13 protein-coding genes and 4 pseudogenes are annotated in these 22,071 nt (G+C 59.7%); 11 read left to right on the top strand and 6 right to left on the bottom strand.

The features are described from left to right. Nucleotides 1–14 precede the first annotated feature (14 nt). Nucleotides 15–1,505 (bottom strand): sugar transferase, encoded by a 1,491-nt coding sequence (locus C6A87_RS07150; protein WP_311116607.1) that lies wholly within the window; start codon nucleotides 1,503–1,505, stop codon nucleotides 15–17. 282 nt (nucleotides 1,506–1,787) lie between these two features. Further along, nucleotides 1,788–2,324 (bottom strand): low molecular weight phosphatase family protein, encoded by a 537-nt coding sequence (locus C6A87_RS07145; protein ID WP_311116606.1) that lies wholly within the window; start codon nucleotides 2,322–2,324, stop codon nucleotides 1,788–1,790. A 214-nt stretch (nucleotides 2,325–2,538) separates the two neighbouring features. Between C6A87_RS07145 and rfbA the strand changes: the two genes are divergently transcribed. The 3 genes from rfbA to C6A87_RS07130 are packed head-to-tail and all read left to right on the top strand — an operon-like array spanning nucleotide 2,539 to nucleotide 5,873. Next, on the top strand, nucleotides 2,539–3,408 hold the full coding sequence (gene rfbA / locus C6A87_RS07140) for a glucose-1-phosphate thymidylyltransferase RfbA (protein WP_311116605.1): 870 nt from the start codon (nucleotides 2,539–2,541) through the stop codon (nucleotides 3,406–3,408). A 2-nt stretch (nucleotides 3,409–3,410) separates the two neighbouring features. Beyond that, nucleotides 3,411–4,406, top strand: a complete 996-nt coding sequence (gene rfbB / locus C6A87_RS07135; RefSeq protein WP_311116604.1) for a dTDP-glucose 4,6-dehydratase — start codon at nucleotides 3,411–3,413, stop codon at nucleotides 4,404–4,406. Nucleotides 4,407–4,424: 18 nt separating this feature from the next. Next, nucleotides 4,425–5,873: a bifunctional dTDP-4-dehydrorhamnose 3,5-epimerase family protein/NAD(P)-dependent oxidoreductase gene (locus C6A87_RS07130; protein ID WP_311116603.1), complete on the top strand. Its 1,449-nt coding sequence runs from the start codon at nucleotides 4,425–4,427 to the stop codon at nucleotides 5,871–5,873. Between the two features lie 79 nt (nucleotides 5,874–5,952). Here C6A87_RS07130 and C6A87_RS07125 read toward each other — a convergent pair whose 3' ends face one another. Next, nucleotides 5,953–6,624, bottom strand: coding sequence for a class I SAM-dependent methyltransferase (locus tag C6A87_RS07125; RefSeq protein WP_311116602.1), 672 nt, complete (start codon nucleotides 6,622–6,624; stop codon nucleotides 5,953–5,955). A 103-nt stretch (nucleotides 6,625–6,727) separates the two neighbouring features. Between C6A87_RS07125 and C6A87_RS07120 the strand changes: the two are divergent. The 4 genes and pseudogenes from C6A87_RS07120 to C6A87_RS07105 all read left to right on the top strand — a co-directional run. After that, nucleotides 6,728–7,379, top strand: a pseudogene (locus C6A87_RS07120) (transposase); the annotation flags it as partial. Nucleotides 7,380–7,458: 79 nt separating this feature from the next. Further along, nucleotides 7,459–8,496: pseudogene (locus C6A87_RS07115) on the top strand (IS3 family transposase); the annotation flags it as partial. 123 nt (nucleotides 8,497–8,619) lie between these two features. Continuing rightward, nucleotides 8,620–9,852 carry an IS256 family transposase gene (locus C6A87_RS07110; protein WP_311117840.1) on the top strand — a complete coding sequence of 411 codons (1,233 nt, stop codon included), beginning with the start codon at nucleotides 8,620–8,622 and terminating at the stop codon, nucleotides 9,850–9,852. Between the two features lie 207 nt (nucleotides 9,853–10,059). Next, nucleotides 10,060–10,553: pseudogene (locus tag C6A87_RS07105) on the top strand (transposase); the annotation flags it as partial. A gap of 248 nt (nucleotides 10,554–10,801) precedes the next feature. On the opposite strand, the gene C6A87_RS07100 reads toward C6A87_RS07105, so the two are convergent. Then, on the bottom strand, nucleotides 10,802–11,338 hold the full coding sequence (locus C6A87_RS07100; RefSeq protein WP_311116601.1) for a class I SAM-dependent methyltransferase: 537 nt from the start codon (nucleotides 11,336–11,338) through the stop codon (nucleotides 10,802–10,804). 587 nt (nucleotides 11,339–11,925) lie between these two features. Further along, on the bottom strand, nucleotides 11,926–13,617 hold the full coding sequence (locus C6A87_RS07095; protein ID WP_311116600.1) for a right-handed parallel beta-helix repeat-containing protein: 1,692 nt from the start codon (nucleotides 13,615–13,617) through the stop codon (nucleotides 11,926–11,928). A 280-nt stretch (nucleotides 13,618–13,897) separates the two neighbouring features. On the opposite strand from C6A87_RS07095, the gene C6A87_RS07090 reads away from it, so the two are divergent. From C6A87_RS07090 to C6A87_RS07070, 4 genes are all read left to right on the top strand, one after another. Beyond that, complete coding sequence (locus C6A87_RS07090; protein WP_311117839.1) at nucleotides 13,898–15,223, top strand: UDP-glucose/GDP-mannose dehydrogenase family protein; 1,326 nt, start codon at nucleotides 13,898–13,900, stop codon at nucleotides 15,221–15,223. A gap of 1,538 nt (nucleotides 15,224–16,761) precedes the next feature. Beyond that, nucleotides 16,762–17,790 (top strand): nitroreductase family protein, encoded by a 1,029-nt coding sequence (locus tag C6A87_RS07080; protein WP_311116599.1) that lies wholly within the window; start codon nucleotides 16,762–16,764, stop codon nucleotides 17,788–17,790. Between the two features lie 14 nt (nucleotides 17,791–17,804). Then, nucleotides 17,805–18,941 carry a polysaccharide pyruvyl transferase family protein gene (locus C6A87_RS07075; RefSeq protein WP_311116598.1) on the top strand — a complete coding sequence of 379 codons (1,137 nt, stop codon included), beginning with the start codon at nucleotides 17,805–17,807 and terminating at the stop codon, nucleotides 18,939–18,941. 218 nt (nucleotides 18,942–19,159) lie between these two features. After that, nucleotides 19,160–20,350 carry an oligosaccharide flippase family protein gene (locus C6A87_RS07070; RefSeq protein ID WP_311117838.1) on the top strand — a complete coding sequence of 397 codons (1,191 nt, stop codon included), beginning with the start codon at nucleotides 19,160–19,162 and terminating at the stop codon, nucleotides 20,348–20,350. Between the two features lie 336 nt (nucleotides 20,351–20,686). On the opposite strand, the pseudogene C6A87_RS07065 reads toward C6A87_RS07070, so the two are convergent. Next, nucleotides 20,687–21,876, bottom strand: a pseudogene (locus C6A87_RS07065) (IS30 family transposase). Between the last annotated feature and the right edge of the window lie 195 nt (nucleotides 21,877–22,071).

The following is a 22,071-nucleotide window of genomic DNA, read 5'->3' as shown; positions in this document are numbered from 1 at the left end:
TTGCCCTGGAGCGGTCAGTACGCGCCGGACGGGCTGAGCATCGCTTTCACCGTCTTGATTGCGATCAGCAGGTCGGAGACCATCGACCAGTTCTCCACATAGAAGAGGTCGAGCCGGACCGAGTCCTCCCAGGACAGGTCGGAGCGTCCGCTGACCTGCCACAGACCGGTGATGCCCGGACGAACGAGGAGGCGCTTCATCGCGTGCTCGTCGTAGGCCTGAACCTCACGGGCCAGCGGCGGACGCGGGCCCACCACGCTCATGTCGCGCTTCAACACGTTGATGAACTGCGGCAGCTCGTCGATGCTGTACTTGCGCAAGATGCGCCCGACCCGGGTGATGCGCGGGTCCTCGCGAATCTTGAACAGCACCCCGCCTTCGCTCTCGTTGAGCGCGGCAAGTTTGTCGACCATCTTGTCCGCGCCCTCGACCATGGTGCGGAACTTGATCATCTCGAAGGGCTTGCCGTCGAGGCCGATGCGCTCCTGGCGGTAGAACACCGGTCCGCGGCTGGTCAGCTTCACTGCGACCGCGACGGCCAGCAGGATCGGCAGGCCCATGAGCAGGACGGTGCTGGAGAACACGAGGTCGAAGAGGCGCTTCTGAAAGCGCTTGGCGCCGTTGTACTGCGGCTTCTCGACGTGGATCAGAGGCAGGCCGGCGACCGGGCGCATCTGCAGTCGCGGGCCGGCGATGTCGACGACGCCGGGTGAGACAAGAAGGTCGATGTCGAGCTTCTCCAGTTCCCAGGACAGGTCGCGGATGCCGCGGCCGTCGAGGCGCTCGGTCGCGGTGACCGCGACAGCATGGCTGCCGGTGATGCGTACCGCGTCGACGACATCGGATTCGTCGCCGTACGAGGGCACTGCCCCGACACCGGGCACGTCCACCTTGGTGCGGTGCATGGGCCCGGGAATGCAAGCCCCGACAACCTGGTACTCGGAACCGGGCTCCCGGGCAAGGGATTTGGTGAGGTCACGGACGGCCGACGGACTGCCGACCACCAGAACGCGCGTGATGCAGGCGCCGTTCTTCTTGCGAGCACGGATGACGAACTGGCGGGCGATCCATCTGCCGAAGGCCAGGAATAGAAGGCCTGCGGGCAGGGCGATGATCAGGTAGCCGCGGGCGATCTCCAGCTTGAACAGCATCGAGACGATCGCGACCCCGCCGAACACGGACAACGTGGCCAGCCAGACGCGGCGGTATTCTTCTGCGCCGGATCCGATCACCCGCGGTGAACGGGAACGGTTGATGGAGAGTGCGGCCATCCAAAGAAGAGCGATCGCGACCGACACCGCCGGATAGTCGATGTACCGGTAAGCCGACACCTCCCCGCTCAGCCCACCGAAACGAAGCCACTGCGCAAGTCCGACGGCGAGAACGACGCCGACCAGATCTATCGCCACGAGCCGCAATGCATAGCCCTGTTGCCAGGTCGGAATCTTGCCCGGTATCGGAACGATGTTTGCTGGAGTTACCAGCCGATCATTAACCGCCGTCATGCATCCCCCCGCACTTTGTCCCCCTTGTGCTGGCACTTTATCCCACGCCCCGTGAACATCTCAAGCGAACAACGTGTTCGCTACGCAATTTACAGGGAGGTCACAAAGTGGGCGTCTCGTTCACACGAGGGTGGCGTAGCCATATGTTTGCGCGCGCAGTTTGATAGTGCGTGCGGTTTGACTGACTACCGCTGCTAGAAGGCGCCCGCGGCTACGCTCGGACTTTGCGGCGAGGCGGACCGTGGGGCCCGAACTCGGAGCCTCACGTTGTAGTGATTCACATCACATCGCGTCCGGATCGATAGACCGTCGGCAAAGCTCCAGCACAGGCGGCAGCAGCCTTGCAATCCTGGCACCCACTGCCGCAAATACCTCTGCGCTCTGGCCTATCGGATCCTCGATATCGAGGTCCGCGTCGATTTCCAGGCCGGACCGGAGTGCAGCGAGATCGGCGATCGAGGTCGCGCCGGAACCACTCGAAAGCGCCGCGACCTCGGGCAGAGTGAAGGTTCTGTTCAGCTTCTGAGGAGCTAGTTCGAGCACGCTGTCGCGGTGCGCCCTTGTCATGGTCAGGATCAGATCAGCGCTTGACGCAAGGCGTCCCGACAGCTGTCGCGCAGCGAAGTCGACCGCCACACCGCCCAACTGTTCGACGACAGATGCGGCCTCTTGATGGATTGGATGCCCAATAACCGCCCGCGTCCCCGCGCTGCTTGCGGTGAAATCTGGAATCTGCATTTGCACTGCACCTGCACGCGCTAAGCGTTCGGCGGTAGGGGATCGGCAGATGTTGCCGGTGCATACGAACAGAACGTGCAACTGACGCCTTTCAGACGGATTGATCCCCGAGATACGAGTGGCGCACAACGGTGATCGCAAGGGGAAAACGTCTACGACGCTACTCCGTTGACACTTGACGGTTGAGCGGTCAGTGCAGCAACACGCCGATATTCGGCCAATTGCCATGGGGTGAAACACCGCTCGGGCAGTTGTAGACAAGGCCGCATTGCCGACCGTGTGCAACGATGGCCTCGTGAGGGGGATAATCCTTGCCGGCGGTTCCGGCACTCGTTTGCATCCGATCACGCTTGGCGTCTCGAAGCAGTTGATCCCGGTCTATGACAAACCGATGGTGTACTACCCGTTGTCAACTCTGATGTTGGCTGGCATACGCGATATTCTCGTCATCACTACCCCACATGATGCGGCGCATTTCCACCGCCTTCTCGGCGACGGCTCTCAGTTCGGAGTAGCGATCACCTACGCGCAGCAGCCGTCGCCGGACGGACTCGCACAAGCCTTTACAATCGGCGAACGGTTCATCGGGAATGAGAAAGTTGCGCTCGTACTAGGCGATAACCTCCTTTACGGCCCAGGCCTCGGAACTCAGCTGGGATCATTCGCCCGCGTCGAAGGCGGGGCGATCTTCGCCTACTGGGTCGCTGAGCCATCGGCCTATGGGGTCATTGAGTTCGACGCCGACGGATTGGCCGTCTCGCTAGAGGAAAAGCCCAAGGTACCTAAGAGCAACTATGCGGTCCCTGGCCTTTACTTCTACGACAACGAGGTCGTCGACATCGCACGCGGGCTTCGCCCCAGCGATCGGGGCGAGTATGAGATCACGGACGTAAACCGTGCATACCTGGAGCAAGGACGCCTCCAAGTGCGTGTGCTGCCAAGGGGAACGGCGTGGCTAGATACAGGCACGTTCGATCAGATGACAGACGCCGCCGAGTATGTGCGGACAATGGAACGGCGCACCGGGCTAAAGATAGGGGTCCCGGAGGAAATCGCCTGGCGCCAGGGTTATCTCACCGATGATGAACTTCGGACCAGGGGGGAATCACTGGTCAAATCTGGATATGGGCAGTACCTGTTGGATCTCATCGACAGAGGGTTCTGACGGTGCGCCTACTCATCACCGGTGGGGCTGGTTTCATCGGGTCAAACTTCGTCCACCACATCGTCCGCAACACTGACCATCACTCGATAGTCCTGGACAAGCTCACTTACGCAGGCAACCTTTCATCGATATCCGACCTGCCGAGCGACAGGGTCAAGGTCGTCCGCGGCGACATCAGAGACGTTGCGCTCGTTGACAGCCTCGTCGGGTCAGCCGACGCCGTAGTGCACTTCGCCGCAGAGTCGCACAACGATAATTCGATAGAGGATCCGAACCCATTCGTCTATACCAATGTGGTCGGCACCTACACGCTGTTAGAGGCTGTGCGCAAGCACGGTGTCAGGTTCCACCACATCTCGACGGACGAGGTTTACGGGGACTTGGATCTCGACGACCCGCACAAGTTCACGGAGACAACCCCATACAACCCCTCGTCCCCCTACTCCGCCACGAAGGCTGGAAGCGACCTCCTAGTGCGTGCCTGGGTCCGATCCTTCGGAGTATTCGCCACCATATCGAACTGCTCGAATAACTATGGACCCTTCCAGCATGTTGAAAAGTTCATCCCTCGCCAAATAACCAATGTATTGCGCGGAACTCGTCCCAGGTTGTACGGCGAGGGACGCAACGTTCGCGACTGGATCCATGCTGACGACCATTCGTCCGCAGTCCTCAGAATCCTGGAGGATGGACGCATCGGTGAGACATATCTGATCGGTGCAGATGGCGAAAAAGACAACAAATCCGTAGTCGAACTCATCCTCCAACTTATGGGGAAGCAGACGGATGCCTACGACCATGTCGTCGACCGCCCCGGCCATGATCTCCGATATGCCATCGACTTCAGCAAGATACGGACTGAGCTCGGATGGGAGCCGAGATACAGCGACTTCGAACGAGGACTGGCAGCGACAATCCAGTGGTATCGCGAGAATGAGGCTTGGTGGTGTTCCACAAAGGACGCAACCGAGGCCCTGTATGCGCGAACTGGCCAATAGGCGGTAGGACGAGCTCTTGTGATTGACTACGGCAAAGCGTTACGCCTTGAGGCAACCCCGATACCTGGCCTGACCCTCTGGGACTTGCCGGTCCACGGCGACAACCGCGGCTGGTTCAAGGAGAACTGGCAGCGCGAAAAGATGATCGCGGCGGGGCTGCCCGATTTTGGACCGGTGCAAAACAACGTATCGTTCAATCACGCCATCGGAACCACGCGGGGTATCCACGCCGAGCCATGGGATAAGTACGTCTCGGTTGGCTCCGGACGCATCTTTGGAGCGTGGGTGGATTTACGCGAGGGCCCAACCTTTGGAGCGTCATTTGCCGCCGAGCTGGACCCGTCGCGCGCCGTGTTCATACCGCGAGGCGTCGGTAACGCGTTCCAGACTTTGGAGCCGAATACGTCCTACACATACCTTGTCAACGACCATTACTCAGCTGAGGCGTCGTATACGTCGGTGAACCTCGGCGATGAAAACCTCGGCATAGATTGGCCAGTTCCTCTCGCCGAGGCTGAGTTATCAAGTAAGGACAGGGCCCATCCTCCGCTTGCGGACGTTCACCCGATCCCTCCACTCAAGACACTGGTTCTTGGAGGTAGCGGCCAACTGGGAACTGCCCTTCGTCAAAGATATGCGGGCACACCGCATATCGAATTCGTAAGCCGGGCGGAGCTCGACCTCACGTCGTCCGACTTCACTGCCTCACGAAGCTGGAGGGACTACGGGCTAATTATCAATGCGGCGGCGTATACCGCGGTCGATGAAGCTGAAACCCCAGAAGGACGAGGTATAGCTTGGTCGACAAACGTCACGGCCACCGCTGGTCTCGCGCGCATCGCAGCCAGCTACGGCATCACTTTGGTACATATATCCAGCGATTATGTGTTCGACGGGCGCCGCACGGATAACTACAGCGAGGACGATCCCGTATCGCCACTAGGGGTCTACGGCCAAACAAAGGCAGCCGGCGAGAAACTCGTGGAAGCCGTACCGCGCTGCTATGTCATCCGCACTTCATGGGTCATCGGCGAGGGCAACAACTTCGTCCGCACAATGCTGTCACTCGCAAAACGCGGTATCAACCCCAAGGTCGTCGATGATCAACGCGGAAGGCTCACCTTCGCCGACGACTTGGCCCGTGCGATTCAACACCTTATCGAAGTACGTGCTCCGTACGGGATCTATAACGTCACGAGTTGTGGGGACGTAACCACGTGGGCCGAGATTGCCCGGCAAGTCTTTTTACTCGCCGGCCATGACCCAGCGCGCGTAACGGCCGTGACCACTGAACAGTATTACTCTGCAAATCGGGGACCTGTTGCGCCGAGGCCGCTGAACGGCGCCCTAGCACTTGGGAAGATCCGAGCCACAGGGTTTATTCCGGTATCAATGAATGAAGCGCTGGCAACCTATGTCCAACGACAAGTGGATAAGCCCCCCGGGCAGGCGGGATTTCGGGGGTAAAGAGGACATGGCCGGACTGGCGGTGGAGTGACCTGTGTCGGTAACTGCTGGGACGGTCTTGCCCAAGTAGGTCTCAGGATTACCCGTCGCTGCGAGCAAATACAAAGAAGTCACAGAAACTAGTGCCATTGGGATTCTCGTCCGAATGGGGGTACCTATTCGGGATCGTATCGATTAGGCAAAATTCCGGCGCGTTTTCTTGGATCCACCGAGTGAACATGCGGTGCCGAACGTGCGGGCTCGGCGCAGACCGGTCCTCGTTGCTGGAGTATACAATTACGTACTTCGTGGCCGCATCGAATAGCTGTCGCATGTAGCTGTCGAACACATCGTCTTCGACGAGGTGATAGATCACATCGAGAGACAATGCGATGTCGGCTCGGTGGCCGTTGACCTCGCTGGTGTGCAGGAAGATCTTACTCGCGTCGCCGGCGAACTTGCGGCGCGTCGACTCGAGCGCTGTGAGCGAGACATCGACCCCGATGTATTTGGGGTATTGCGCGAGTTCCAATTGTGCGCCATCCCCAGAGCCAAACTCGATGACTGACTCGATGTCGTGTGCACCAACAAACTCGTTGATGACTTCCGCTTTGAAACGCGCTAGGCGCTTGTACGAGCCAGCGCCCGAATTGCCACCCCTGCGGTAACGCTGCTCCCAATAGTCGGCCGAATTCTCGAACTTAGCCGACGGCTTCAGCGCGAACTTGGCACGCCTAATCGCGCGTCGGACCAGTGAACTCCGCCGTGACACACTATCTCCCACCCCTTGTGATTGGCAGAGTGTACTGCCTAGGACCTCAGCAGTAACGGTGTACGTCGCTTACCAGCGGGTCCCGTAGCCGCCGCTCACTGACGATGCCGGGGCGGTGTTCGCCGAATTGATCCGCGCCGGGCTGCGGGCGTTGATCGAGGCGAAGCTAACAAGGCGATCGGCGCCGGTTGAGCGAGCCACCCACCGCAACGGCCATCGACCGAAAACGGTGTCACCACTGCCGGCGATATCGAGGTCCAGACCCCCAAGCTGCGGGCCGAGCCGTTCTTCCCCTGGCTGCTGGAGCGGCGCCGCCGCGTCGATAAAGCGTTGCGTGCGGTGATCATGGGGCCGACGTGGACGGCGTGTCGACCCGCAGCGTCGGGACCTCGCCGGGGCTCTGGGTGTGAGGAGCCTCCAAATCAGAGATCTCGCGTAAATGCGCGGGCCTCGACAAGGAGATCGAGGCGTTTCGCACCCGCAGCCAGATCCACACGCAGTTTCCGTACGTGTTCTGCGATGCCACTTTCTGCAAGGTCCGCATCGACGCTCACGTCGTCTCCCGAGCGCTGGTGGTGGCCACCGGGGTGTCCATCGAGGGCACCCGCGAAGTGTTGGGCACCGCCGTCGGTAACAACGAATCCTTCTTGTTTTGGCGGGAGTTTTGGCCTCACTCAGAGCCCGCCGCCTGACCGGAGTGCACCTGGTCACCTCCGAAGCCCGCGGGCTTGAAATCGGCTGTCGCCCAACAGTTTGAGGTGAGGCCGTTGTGGTGGTCCAGTTGTTGTGCGACTCGTTGCCTCGGTCTGCGGGCAAGGAAGGACCGACGACGACATGGCATCGAATAAGCACCGGCGGCATGCCCCCGGACCAGATCATCCGCAAGCTGATTGGGGCAACAAGCTGCTCGGGACCGGACAGCAACTGGCCGAGGTCTGCCGACATCTGGAGATCGCCGAGTCGACGTGGCACCGCTGGGTGGCGCAGTATGTCGGCATGAAGGCCAACGAGGCCAAATTGCTCAAGGAGCTTGAGGGTGAGAACGCGCGACTCAAGAAGCTGGTCGCCAACCAGGCCCTCGACATCGACATGCTCAAAAAGGAGATTTCGGCTCGAAACTTCTCACCCCGAACCGTAGGCGCAGTGCCGTTGCGGTGCTGCGTGAGCGGTTAGGGGTGTTTGAGCGCCGCGCGTGTGCGGTCATCGGTCTGCACCGCTCGACGATGCGCCTGACACGGGCGGCGGTGACCGCCGAGGAGGTCGAGTTGCGGGGCCTGATCTTCCGGTTCTAGGTCGATCGTCCTCGCTGGGGCCGGCGGCGGGCGGCCAAGATGGCCGTCGGGCTGGGTGGAAGGCCAACAACAAGCGCATTCGCCGGTTGTGGCGTGAGGAGGGGCTGCGCGTACCACAGCGGCGCAGGAAGAAGCGGCTGACCGGTATCAGGGGGGCCGTGGGGGCGATGTCACCGATTCGTCCGAACGTGATCTGGGCGATGGCCTCTCAGTTCGACACGACCGCTAACGGTCGCACCCTCAAGATGCTCACCGTGATCGATGACTTCATCCGCGAAGCACATGTGATCGAGGTTGATCGTTCTATCGACGCCGATGGCGTCGTCGATGTCTTGGATCTGCTGGCCCTTGCGCACGGGGCGCCGCATTATGTGCGCTTCGACAACCGGCCTGAGTTCGTCGCGCACGCGGTGAGCGATTGGTGCTGATTCAATAGTGCCGGTTGACTTTTCATTGATGCTGGGTCACCGTGTCAGAACGCATGGGTCGCGCCGTTCAACGGCCGCCTGCGTGCTGAACTGCTCAGCTCGTGGCGCTTCGGCTCACTGTTGGAAGCTGGGTGATCATCGAAGACGGGCGCGGGCGTGTCTCATTGACTGTGTAAGTGGTTGGGCCTGAATGGTGGTCAGGCATGCTGGCCACCGGACAGGAGTGAATCGCTTTGTCTCGTTCTGAATCCTCTGCCGATGAGGCGGCGGCGAAGTTGGCCCAGGTCCTGCCGGCGGCTGCTGTGGATGCGCTGTTGGCTGATGCCGAGGCCTCGGGCACCCCCATCGACGGTCCTGATGGGCTGTTGGCCCAGATCACCAAGTCCGTCCTCGAACGTGCCCTTGATGTCGAGATCGCTGATCACCTCGGCTACGAGCACGGGGATCCGGCCGGTAACGGCTCGGGCAACTCCCGTAACGGCCACGGCCGCAAGACCGTGCTGACCACCGCCGGCCCGGTCGATCTGGAGGTCCCGCGCGACCGCAACGGCACCTTCGACCCGCAGATCGTGCCCAAACGCAAACGCCGCTTGGGGCAGGTCGAGGACATGATCTTGTCGCTGTATGCCCGCGGCATGAGCACCCGCGATATCACCGAGCACCTGGCCGAGGTCTACGGCGCGAGCGTGTCGCCGGCGACGATTTCGCGGGTCACCGACGTGGTGGCCGACGAGATCGCCGCGTGGCAGTCGCGCCCGGTCGATCCGGTGTATCCGATCCTCTACATCGACGCGATTCGCCTGAAAATCCGCGACGGCGGCGTGGTGGCCAATAAGGCCGCTCACGTGGTGATCGGGGTCGATATCGACGGGATCAAGCAGGTCCTGGGAGTCTGGATCCAGCAGACCGAGGGCGCCAAGTTCTGGCACGGAGTGCTCACCGAGCTGCGCAACCGGGGCTGCCGGGATGCGTTGTTCGTCTGCTGTGACGGGCTGACAGGGCTGCCGGAGTCGATCACCGCAGTCTGGCCGGCGGCCATCATCCAGACCTGCGTGGTGCATCTGCTGCGGGCCAGCATGCGCTACGCCTCCTACACCGACCGCAAAAAAATGGCTAAGTCGCTGCGCCCGATCTACACCGCGGCCACCGAAGAGGCCGCCAAACTGGCCCTGGAGGACTTCCGCGCCGAGTGGAAGACCAAATCGCCGGGAGCGGTCGCGGTCTGGGACCGGGCCTGGGCCGAGTTCGTGCCCTTCCTGGCGTTCCCGGTCGAGATCCGCAAGATCATCTACACCACCAACGCCATCGAGTCGCTGAACTACCAGCTGCGCAAAGTGACCAAAGCCCGCGGCTCGTTCCCCTCCGACGCTGCCGCGCTCAAGCTGCTGTATCTAGCCATCCGCAACATCAACCAGAAACGAGGATCAAACCCAGGATCAGGAACCTACCGCTGGACTGAAGCGCTCAACGCCTTCGCCATCCAATTCCCCGACCGACTTCCACTCTAAAGAGCACCCACCAAACCAAAACGGCCACAACTACTTACACAGTTATCTTGACAAGCCCACGGGCGCGGCGATAACAACGCCAACCGGCCCCACTCCGCCCACGGTGAACTCACCCAGCGGAGTTCGCCCGACAGTGGACCACGACCCACCAACCCCAAGCCTCATAGCGACTGGACCACCGAATGGATCCCCCTCAAGTGCGCCGAAACATCCTGGCAGCGTTGCAGAGTCCATTTCATGCGCAACCTGCACAGAGTCATGGCCGCCAAACACGCGCCCGCGGTGACCGCGGCGGTCAGCACGATTCGCCCACACCGACCCTCATGAGGTCGCCACGCAATGGGATCAGGTCGCTGCCACGCTCTCATCAAGTTCTCCAAAAGTGGCCGCGATGATGGACAAGCCCAAAACCGACGTCCTGGCCTTCTCCGCGTTCCCGCAGGCGCACTGGCAGAAGATCTGGTCGAACAACCCGATCGTGCGGCTCATAAGGAGATCAAACGTCGCGCCGATGTCGTGGAGATCTTCCCCAACCGCGCCGCGTTCTACGACTGGCCACCGCGCTGGTCATCGAAGCCCACGACGAATGGCAGGTCACCCGCCGCTACCTATCCGATATCTCCATGGCCGAACTACACAAAGTGATCACCGCCAAACAGCAAGCAGCCGAACCCCTCGCGGAGCGCCGTCAAACCGCCTAGCATTCGCCACGACTCGTTGATCACTGCGCGTGAACCTACGCCGATCCTAAGTCCACCACCCCAAGTGGCACTATCCGACAAGTCACCGCTGCTGCATCCCCATAACGAACAGCACCGCCTGATATGCCGCTCGTTATCGGCATGAGAGTCCTCGGGACCAGCGGGCCAGCGCGCACTTCAATCGTCAAAGGGGTTGGGTACGGGACTGATGCCCGATTGGTACAGCGCTCGCATGGCCACCGAGATCGTCACGAATCCTGTTCGGGTTTCAGGGCGACGAAGACCTTCTCGCCTCGCACCAACCCGTAGCGAGAAACATCTGGTTCAGTCGCGGTGAACTCAGTCAGCTTGAGTCCGGCGCTCAGAATCCGATCTCGAACGTCCTTGCCGAAGTACCGCACATGGTCGTCCTGCCCGAAATACCGGAAGCGGTCTGCCTTCGACGTATGGGCTTCGTTTTCGTAGGTCGTATCCCAACCCTCGACGATCGGAAACATCAATAGTGCGCGACCGCCTGGCTTTAGAATACGATGAAACTCCCTCAGCGCCTTTGCATCATTAACATGCTCGAGAACGTGAGAGCAAACAATCACGTCGACCGACTCATCAGGAAGCGCGATCTCTTCGATATTGAGCACCGTGTCGGCGACTTCGGGATTTAGGTCCGCCGATTGATATCGACTTGACCGCCCCCTGAACAACTGGGTCAAAGCAGGTTCGGGCGCGAAGTGCAAAACTGCCGCGTTATCGATTGCACTTGGATTCCGTTCGACCCACAAACGCATCAATCGGTGACGTTCAACCGACCCACAGTTTCCGCAGACAGCCGACGGCCGAGGCGGATCCCCATATGGCCAGAACCGCCCAGTGTACCCGCAAAGATTGCATTCCCGCCGCTCTTTGCGAACCAGCTTGCGTACGCCGCTAACAATAAACCAGCGATTCTTAATAGGTGTTGGCAGCTGCTTCCGCACGCGCGCTTTCAACGATGACAATTGTATCCGCACCCCTCACATTAACTTATGACCGAATGAACCGACGATCGCGGCTAAAGGTTCTGGACATTGGAGCATGCTACGAACGCGGCATTCACATCCCGTACCGCCCAAATATTGCATCGCATAACTCGCCACATCGACCCCTGCAGCCAAGACCACAGTAACGTAACTACGACTGCGAATCCACGTCCCCAACTAATTGTTGCTGCTAACTTCATTTCGATAGGGCTTGCCAGCTGTTAGCAGCATCAAGACCTCCCCCGGCTAGCTCCCAATGCTCGCCCGAGAACACATATATGTCGGCGAGGCGCAAACGCATCGAGCGAGGTAAGCGCCTCGGCCCGGTTGGAAGCGAGACCTGTAATGTTGATTTCTCATTTCGGGGATACCGCGCCGAATGCCACGGCATCGAAGTTAAATGAACCGCCGGTCGACCCTATTGGCGTCGCCCGAAGCTCAGGGCCGGCCAAGTCCCAAGAAAAGCTCGGATGGTTAGCCTGTTCCCCTTGGATATCGCCGGCAGATTCGATCACCTTGCAGAACTCACCTTTGGCCGAGAGGAACAGTAGATATGTCGCAATACTGCCGGACTCTTGAGCATCAGTGGCCGTTATGCAGACAACCCCCCCGAAATTGGGCGAATCAACTATATCTCCGAGGACGAAGACTGTTGCTGGGTCGCTCACTTCAAGACCACGCCGGAGCACCCCGGACACACCGCCAGAGGGAGTTTTGATGTCCCGAGATTGGCTGCCTACCCCACCCCGAATGCTGTCGTAAGAGCCTGACGGGTGGAAATCGCGAACGACAGGGCGGCCGGTACCGCCGCCTTCGGATGCAAAGACACGGTACCCGGGAAGGGCCTCGTCTCCCGTCCAAGAGTTCGGCGACTCTCGCCACGTCCATGAGTTCTGGCCGATCTCAATTCCGTCGAATCTGTCTAGGTCGTAAAGGCCGACCGCGGAGTGAGTCCAGTCAGCAAAAGTATTCCCCTCTATGACTCCAACAGGTCTTCCATTGCGAATCTCCAATGCATCAGACAGTGTTCTCTGGCCAGGCCACGCGACGTGATTACCAACGAACGAGAAATTGATCGGGCTATCAAGAAGCACGGCCGCTAAGCCCGCCTCGAAGAAATTGTTATTTATAATTCGAAGCCAGTTAGTCTGACCCAGCCGCAAGTTGTATCGCTTTTGCTGAAATAAGTCAGCCTGCCGCGCATTGTGACTCAAAGAGAATATGGTGTTGCCAGAAAAGTTGAGGCCATCCACCCCCCCTGGCCCAGCATCCGACGACGAAGCTATCCACACGGAGGTGTCGGAGCAGTAATTGAAGTAGTTGTCGGAGATGGACCAGTCGGATAGGACATCCCAGTCCTTGGTGTCCGCGTAGACACCGAAGACAAGTTTCGCAAATCGGTTACCCGAGATTCTCAGCATTGCCGAGGTATGGAACTTCTCATTGCCATCTTTGCCTTCAACCGCGATACCCTTCTCCGCCGATGTGAAGACATTCCCCTGGATATCCAAACCCCGGACGTTCCGCAATACCAAGCAGCGCTGGGCGCCAAATTCCTTGCCACCATCGAAAACTATGCCGCTGATCTGGGTGCCGGTGAAATCGACACCGCCAGTGTCCTTTTCGTATTCCCGTGGGCCGATAGTCAGTTCGCCGCCACCGACACGAGCACCTTGGAGTCCCACGACGCTGGTGCCGGGCTCAGCAATCTCAAGACCGCCCGGAATATAAAAATTTCCCTGCGACAACTCAAGGACGCCGCCGCCTTCGGCAACAAGCGCATCGTATGCTCGCTGGAAAGCTGCTGTGTCGTCGTGCCTGCCATCACCAAGCGCTCCAAAATCGCGTGGGTTCTGAGATTCTCTGATCGGACTTCCCAATGCTTGGCGATTTCCCGACGTCTCACGTTCAGGTGCCGCACACGCAGCACTAGCTGCAGTTACTGCTGCTGAACTGAGGAGTAGCCGGCGGCTGACAGCTGCCACGTACCGCTTCCCCTTGCGTTTCTCGCCGAATCGATTGCTCTGGAACGGTATCAATACGGTCACTCTAGATCATTCGTGGCCTACGCGCGTCGGTAGCAGGAGCGCCAACTGTGTCAAACCAGCTGCGCGGCAACCCGGCGGCCCTATGTCGCCACCCGACGGGCGTTAAACCGAACGCCAAAACGCTTGTGCGCTAGGCTCCCTGATACGTCGTAACGACGTGCGCATGCCTATGCTGCGTGCTGGGTGCCGTGACGATCATACCGATCCTCGGCCGGCGACTGCGATCCAATGACAACTAAGGCTACCGCTAATGAACTGCGGCGCCGGGGGGGGATACGAAATGACTTGCCGCATAGCCGTGTTCGGCACCGGGTACCTGGGCGCCACGCATGCCGCGTGTATGGCGGAATTAGGCCACGAAGTGGTGGGCGTGGACATTGATACCGCGAAGCTCGAAATGCTATCCAGCGGACATGCACCCTTTTATGAACCCGGCTTGGACGAGATAATCCAGTCCAACATCAAAGCTGGTCGCCTGCGCTTTACCTCGTCATACAAAGAAGCCGCCGACTTCGCAGACGTCCACTTTATTGGAGTCGCGACGCCGCAGAAGCGCGGCGAATTCGCTGCTGACGTGTCATTCGTGGAGTCGGTAATTCGATCCCTTGCCCCTCTGATCGCAAAGCCATCAACAATCTTCGGGAAGTCGACCGTCCCCGTGGGCACCGCCGCTCGACTTAGCGCGTTGATCAGCGAAATCGCGCCGAAGGGACTCGTCGAATTAGCATGGAACCCAGAGTTCTTGCGAGAAGGTTTTGCGGTTCAGGATACATTACATCCGGACCGGATCGTACTGGGCATTGATGTGAACAATCCGGGGAGAGCCGAAGCAGTCGCCCGAGAAGTCTACTCCGCGATAGTCGACGAAGGTATCCCTTTTCTTGTTACCGATCGGGAAACTGCCGAACTCGTCAAGACCGCTGCGAACGCATTTCTGGCGACGAAAATATCGTTCATCAATGCCATGGCCGAGGTATGCGAAGCCGCCGGAGCCGACGTATCCATGCTGGCCGACGCGATCGGTCACGACGCCCGAATAGGGCGTCGGTTCCTCAATGCAGGTATCGGATTCGGCGGAGGATGTCTACCGAAAGACATCCGCGCGTTCATGGCCCGGTCGGGCGAACTTGGAGCAAATCAAGCGCTGACCTTCCTCCGAGAGGTCGACAGCATCAATATGAGGCGCCGCACCAGAATGATGGAGCTTACTCGTGAGGTCGTAGGCGGCTCACTCATTGGGACGACCGTGGCTGTGCTTGGTGCCGCATTCAAACCGGACTCCGACGACATACGTGATTCACCGGCGCTAAATATTGCGGGTCAAATACAGTTACAGGGCGCAGCCGTGACTGTGTACGATCCTAAAGCTATCGAGAATTCTCGGCGGATGTTCCCCACCCTCGACTATGCGAACGACGTCCGTGAAGCGTGCCATGGCGCTGACGTCACTCTGGTGCTGACGGAGTGGGAGGAATTCAGAAAGTTGACCCCTCACGACCTAAACGGGATAGTGCGCCACAAACGCATTATCGACGGCCGAAACTGTCTTGACGCCGATTCCTGGCGAGGCGCGGGCTGGCTGTATCGGGGAATGGGTAGGCGCTAGGTGTACTGAGACATGACATTGCTAGCGGGCATTTAGGCTTGATGTAGGAAGAACCTCCCAGTGACGTGTGGCTTGTCGAAGCCATCACCAAACCGGAGGTTCTCGATCTCACCGCAATGCCCGTTCCAATGTGCATGGTCGTTTGCCGATTATGCAACGCCATGAGCAGGCTGGAAGCGGGCCCAGAGCCAGGGATCGCGGCTCGTCGCATGCATCGACGAGGGCTAGGTTTGGCTAGGCGCCTGAGCCCGCCATTGCGCGCGGACCGTCGGTCGGATCCTGGGTCACCGCGGGGAGCCCTACCGGCATGACTGCGATCCGCTGACCGGAGGGCGATCAAGGCCTCAAAGCCACGCACGGCGCTACGAGCGGGATCGTGCTGGCGAACTGGTTCACGTCGATGGTGGAGCTCGGTCGTAACGCCGACGGGGTGGGTGGGGTGCTCATGGGTGCGGCGAACAGGTCTGTGGTCGCGCTATCGGGTATGACGACGTGCACTCGATGGTCTATGACCACAGCCGGCTGGCGCACTCAGAATTCCACGCTGATGAGAAGGGATCGCCCGTGCCCAGTTCATCGCCCAGGCCACGCATACCTTAAATAGCATGGCATTTCGCGCATCGAAGGTAGACCACGACAACCAACTGCGCTGACGGCGCTCAGCGGCCGTCGCGACAGCCATCGACCGTCTGGGTGCCAAGCGCCTGTCATCAAACCGCACCGCCCATGGCAAAACAGCAAGGTCGAGCGCTATAACCGCAGCTTGCAAAGCGAACCTACCCACCGGCGGGTGTTCGCATCCAACGCAGCCCGCACCCTAGGCCGAGTTCTACAACACTCAACGCCGCCACAGCGCACTCGAAGGACTACCGCTAGTCAGCCGACTGCTACCAGCCTGATGCCCAGATACAGCCAACCCTTGATCCGTAGATTCCTGCGAGCGACTGGCGGATTGACAATAGGGCGGCATCGCTGTTCGCAGCGGTCGGCCGTCTCCTACAACTGCGGGCAACTACTGCTCCTAGACGCCCGACATCCGGCTCGGTGCGGGGTGCGCGCGTAATGGCTAGCCCAGGGCATACGACGTGATTAGGCATGCACAGCAACGCCCCGTAGATCGACTAAGCACGCGTAGCCTGTGCTGGAGTATCCGGGGTGCGCAATCAGCGAAAGTGCCTCGGTTGCCGTGTTAATCAACGTTGCTATACGCAGACTAAGGCCGCAGCCGCCCATCGCACCTGGCAAACCTGTTGCGGCTACTATTGCGGCGGTATACGAGCCACTCACGTTGTACGTCCACTGCACGAAACGGGTCCCACTCGGAAACGGTGTCGCTGCATTGAATGTCGAGGGGGCGAGACGGCTTTACAACATGCGGAGGGGGTTTCATGGCTTTACAGCCACAGATTGGGGAGTGCTCGGACAGCGGCTTGGACCCGCGACCTTCGAGTGCGACTGAGAACATCCCACCCGCCGACGTTCGAAAGACCTTTAGCGCGGGCGCATACGAGTCGTCTGGCAAGGTCAGGACGTTCCGGGTGCTGCGTTCGTTGGCAACTGATTTCCCGGCCACCTATCGCAAGATCATGTTGCGCAGGCCGAGACTGGTGCTCGCCAGCAGTGGCATACACAGGGAGCAGAAAGCAGTCAGGAGTGGAATAAAGCAATACCAGGCAGATCAAACGAAGGGCTATCATCGATTTCTGTTACGCCGCAACGTCCACCGACTCGAGAAGGGCTTGATCTCGTGGCCTCGGCGTTCCGAGTTTGCTTCCGACTACATCGGAGTCACGGTGGCCGCGGCGGTTCGTGTTTACGGCGCCGAAGGCGACGCTCACCGCGATGCCGAGGCCCAATGGGTCCTCGCGGTTTTGGCGTCCTACTTTGAGGCAACCCGCGAGGCAGAGTCCCCCGCGATCCGTTCAGCAGAATCCGACTTCTTGAAGACCTTCGGTCCAGAGGTCAGCCGACAAGACCTATCTGACTCAGGCCCGCATCACCACTCCATTGACGTTGAGAAATCCGGTATTGACATCGAAGCCTTACGTCGGCTTGCGGTCGGCAGACGGTCCGTGCGGTGGTTCGAAGACCGCCAAGTCGATCGTGCGGTCATCGATCGCGCAGTTGAAATCGCTTCAGAATCCCCCACCGCCTGCAACCGCGCTCCCTACAGGTTCGAGTTCATCGACACGCACCCGGGCGTCCAACGAATCGCCGAGTGCGCAATGGGCACCGGTGGCTACGCTCACCAAATCCCCGGCATAGCCGTGGTTATCGGGGATCTATCGGCGTTCTTTCATGAACGAGACCGGCACCTCATATACATCGACTCATCCCTGGCCGCGATGGCATTCGTCTACGGCCTGGAGGTCCAAGGTGTCGCATCGTGCATGATCAATTGGCCCGACATTCCCGAGCGCGACGCCCGCATCCGTAAACATCTTAATCTAGCCAATACCGAACGAGTCATTATGTTGATCGCCTTCGGGTACGCAGATCCGGAGAGATTGGTTGCATTGTCAGCCAAAGGTAACATTGACGCCATCAGGTCGTTCAGCGAAGTATAGAACAGGCATAACAGTTGAAAATAACCGAAGATAGCCGCAAGATTCTCATAATCGGCACTGATTTTCGCAATCAGGGCGCATATCTGATGATGATCGCCGCCATCCAGGAAATTACGCGGCGATTCCGGGGCACGCCGGTATTGAGCGCAAAAGTCGGAAATATGCTCCAACGGCGGCGCGTTGGTGCGCTCACAATGCTGCCCATGTCGGCGCGTGTCCCACACACCGAATTCTCAAAAGGTCTATGGGCGAAAGGCGATATAGTCGACTACCGCGACATCGATATCGTCTTAGACGCCTCTGGTTTCTTTTACTCAGATTCGTGGAAGCAGTTCGTCGACGGCAGATCCAAAATACTTCAAACATTTGGCGAACTCGGTACTCCAATCTTTTTCCTACCCCAAGCCTTCGGACCGTTCGAATCTACAGCTGAGACATCCGCAGCCGCCCTTTCGACTGGCAAGATTGTCTTTGCACGTGACCCCACCTCGCTTACCCATGTTAACGCTCTGGTTGAGAGGTTCGATATCTCCGCTTCCGTGGAGTCCGCACCCGACTTCACATGTCTTGTCAAGGGTCACGACAGTGATTGGCATCAGCTTTCAGGGGCGGTACCCGTAATCCCGAACTACAACATAGTGGCGCGCGCGCGGACAGCCGAAGATGCGAAAAATTACATCCGGAACCTCGTCGAATTTGCCTTAGCTGCACGAGCTGCCGGGCGGCAGGTATATGGTCTGTCGCACGAGGGCAGGAAGGATACCCGAATTCTGAAGGAAGTTGCTCAACAAGTCGGCAATTTCCAGGTCGTTGACGGCTATAACGGTGTGCAGCTTAAATCCCTTCTAGGGAGTTCCCCCTATGCCGTAGTCGGCAGGTTCCACGCCGCAGTCAGTTGCCTCACTCAGGCGACACCATTGATCGCGCACGGGTGGAGCCACAAGTACCAGCATTTGATGGAAGATTTCCACCATGAGAAGCGGTTGCTCGATCCATTCCTTCGTTTGTCTAGGGACGAGGTTGCCGCCCACATCGAGGAGCTGGAGGGCTTTGCCGGCGCTGAAGTCGACGATCTTAAACGCTGCGTTGACTCTTACCGCAGTGGATCGGTGAATATGTGGAATCAGATTGAGCAGGCGGTGTCCTCCTGACACGCGTCGGTGTCAAATCCCTGTGCGCCGCACCGAGGTCTGCGACATCGGCTCCTAGGGGTTTGAGTTTTCGTAACCTAGTGCGAATTACGTTGGTCGCGTCGATACTTGAACGTCCGGTTATGGCAGAGGACGGGACTTAGGTGTCGTTCTCGTCGGCCTACAAGAAGTTGAATCGGCCGTTCTGCGTAACGTTCTGCCGTATCTCGGCTGGTGCCATGTCGCTCCTTACCGCTCCGGTACTGGCTAGGGTGTTGGGTCCCGACGGCAGAGGTCTCGTTGCGACCGCGACAGCAGTGCTCCTCCTTAGCCCACTGCTGTTGTCATTGGGACTACCTACGCGCGTGAGAAGACTGGTAGTCGAAGATGGCGATCTCCGTGGTGTGGCGTGGGCGGTCAGGAAGATTGCCGGCATCGCACTGTTGCCAGCATGTCTGCTTGCCGTATTCCTGCCAGACCTGCTCCTACCTGACTCCAGTCACACTGTGCAGATTGTGTTCGCGGCCGCGCTTGTGACGACGCCGGCAAGCATCGTCTGGATCTGCGACGTCCACATCCTCCTCGGCCGGGGGGATTACTTGGCTTACGGGGCTCTCAACCTCGCCCCGAGTGTTTCGTTCGCCATATGCGTCGTGGGGTTCGGACTGAGCGGCATGCTGACGGTATCGAGCGCGATTGGCGCATTCGCTGCGGCCAATGTTCTCAATGCCGTGATCGTTGGGTTCTTTGTGCGTCCGAGAGTAAAGCCGCCCCGATACCCCGCCGTCACGTTAGCTAAGTCGAGCATGCCGTATTACGGTGCACAACTTGCCCAGGCTGCTGCGTTCCGCCTTGACCAGGCCTTGATCGTGGCCCTTATGGGAGCCCAGACTGCGGGGCTCTATTCGATCTCAGTTACGATCAGCCTCATACCTGTCGCATTTGCCCAGGGTCTCGGTGCGTATGCATTTCGTGTTGCGGGATCCGGCAACGCCGACATCGTTCCTTTGATCCGCGCCTCAGGCATTCTCGGGTTCCTACTGTCCGGTGCGTTAGCATCACTCGTCCCATTCGCCGTGCCCCTCGTGTTCGGCGAGGCCTTTGCCGCGTCCATACCTTCTGTTTTGATCGGGTTAATTGGTTCTGTGGGACTCGTTTTCGGTTATGTAGCGTGTATGTGCCTAGCGGGTCAGGGCCGAGGTGGCGCTATGACTTTGTGCCAGGTGGTCGGCTCCGGAGTGGGGATCGCGGGCTTAGCGATAGCCAGCGCGTTGGGCGGGGGCGCTTCCTCTGCGGCCTGCGCTTCGGCCCTCGGATATTGGGTGACGGCCATATTGTCCCTCTTCGCCCTTAAGGTACCGGGCGCCGCGCTGGTGCTGCGCCGAGATGACTTTGCTTTAATCCCTAAGATGCTTTTGTCGCGTTCGTAGCGGTGGCCCCCATCAGTGAGGGGTCATGGCCTACTGCGCGATATTGCAAATTGCAACACTCACTTCGGGTCTGTTGGCCGAATAGGTGGTCGGAGTTGACCTAGCCTGTGTGCGCGGGCTGAAGCGATGTCGTGCGCATCGCTCGCAACCGCGTCAACGGAGTGGCGATTGACCAGATCGCGACCTTCTTCAGGTTTAACCGTCCCCGGTATAGCGCAGCCCGCGATCGCACCAGGAACGGGATGCGTAGTGCAAGCGGACGCGCACCATCGCTGCCGTCCGCGCCGCGGCGATACCCGAATCTGATTGAGCGCTTGCCGACGGGGTGAGTTCTAGTCAACGTCGCAACATCGATGGGCTCTTGGACGTTAGCAGGGCTTCGAATAGATCGGCCGGGCAACGGTCTTGGAGGACCATGCAGGGACGGTTGTTGAGTTCTCCTTCGACGGCCATGAGGTGCGCTGGCGAATGACCGATGAGGCTGACGCCCTTGGGGAAGTAGTCGGGCAACAGTCCGTTGGTGTTCTCATTGGTGCCGCGTTGCCAGGGCGAATGGGAGTCGCAGAAGTAGATGGGTGTGCCCAGCTTGGCGGCGGTAGTGAGGTGGCGGGCCATCTCGGTGCCCTGGTCCCAGGTGATAGACCGCAGCAGCAGCGCCGGTGGCAGATCCTGCATACGGGCTACCAGGGCGGCGTCCAGGGAGTCGGAGTCACTGCGCGGAAGGTGCACCAACCGCACCATCCTGGTCTGGCGCTCGACCAAGGTGTCGATCGCCGAGCTGTGGTTGTTTCCGACGATCAAGTCTCCCTCCCAGTGCCCAGCCTCGGATCGGTCGTCCACCGGAAACGGACGGTCGTGAATGGTGAGCATTGGCTGTTGGAACCGCGGTCGCCGGCGCTGCTGATGCTGGTGTCCTCGGCGATGATCGCGACCGGTACGTAGCGGTGAACGACGGTGCGGTGCCAGTCGCGTGGGTGTCGCAGGAACCGCGAATTCGTTTGGTAGACAGCTTGATAGATGCTCTCGTGGGACAACCGCATTGACGGGTCGTCTGCGAAGCGCAATCGAAGGTGACGGCTGATCTGTTGCGGGCTCCACCGCTGGAGCAGCAACTCGGTGGCCGCGCTGCTGAGCTGCTCATTGGTGTCGACCCGGCGTCGATGGTGACGTGCTCGTCGCGCGGTGGCTCGTCGATGGGCATCGAAGGGTTGATATCCGCGGCCTGCTGGTGCGTTGCGCCGCAGCTCCCTCGAAATCGTCGACGGCGCACGACCGAGCCGGCCGGCAACCGCCCGCAGACTCAGCCCGGAGCGACGCAGATCAGCGATCTCGATGCGCTCATCCTGCGACAGGTATCGCGTGTTGATCTCGCGGACTTCCAATGGATCCAGCGGCGGGATGAACCCGACCTCCACGCCGTTGCGGTAGGTCTTGTAGCCCTTGGTCCAGTTTGTCGCCGCGGACCGGGACACGCCGACCTCGCGGGCCGCGGCGCGCACGCTCCACCCCCGCGCCCGCAACTCCATGAACCGTTGACGCTTGGCCGACTGCGGACGACGCCCCGGCCCCTTCTTCACACGACGAATTGATGTCAACACAACCTCCAGAACCTAGAGAAGTGTTGCGACAACCCCTAGAAACCACCCGGTCGAAATCTAGGCCAGAGGAGCGACGGCGAAAAGTAGGCCACGCCACGTGGTCAATGGTTATCTTTATACGGA

Origin of the sequence: Mycobacterium sp. ITM-2016-00317 (assembly GCF_002968295.1) — a bacterium.
GTDB lineage: Bacteria > Actinomycetota > Actinomycetes > Mycobacteriales > Mycobacteriaceae > Mycobacterium.
The sequence above is the reverse complement of the archived record's forward strand: the minus strand, read 5'-3'. Positions and strand labels throughout refer to the sequence as shown.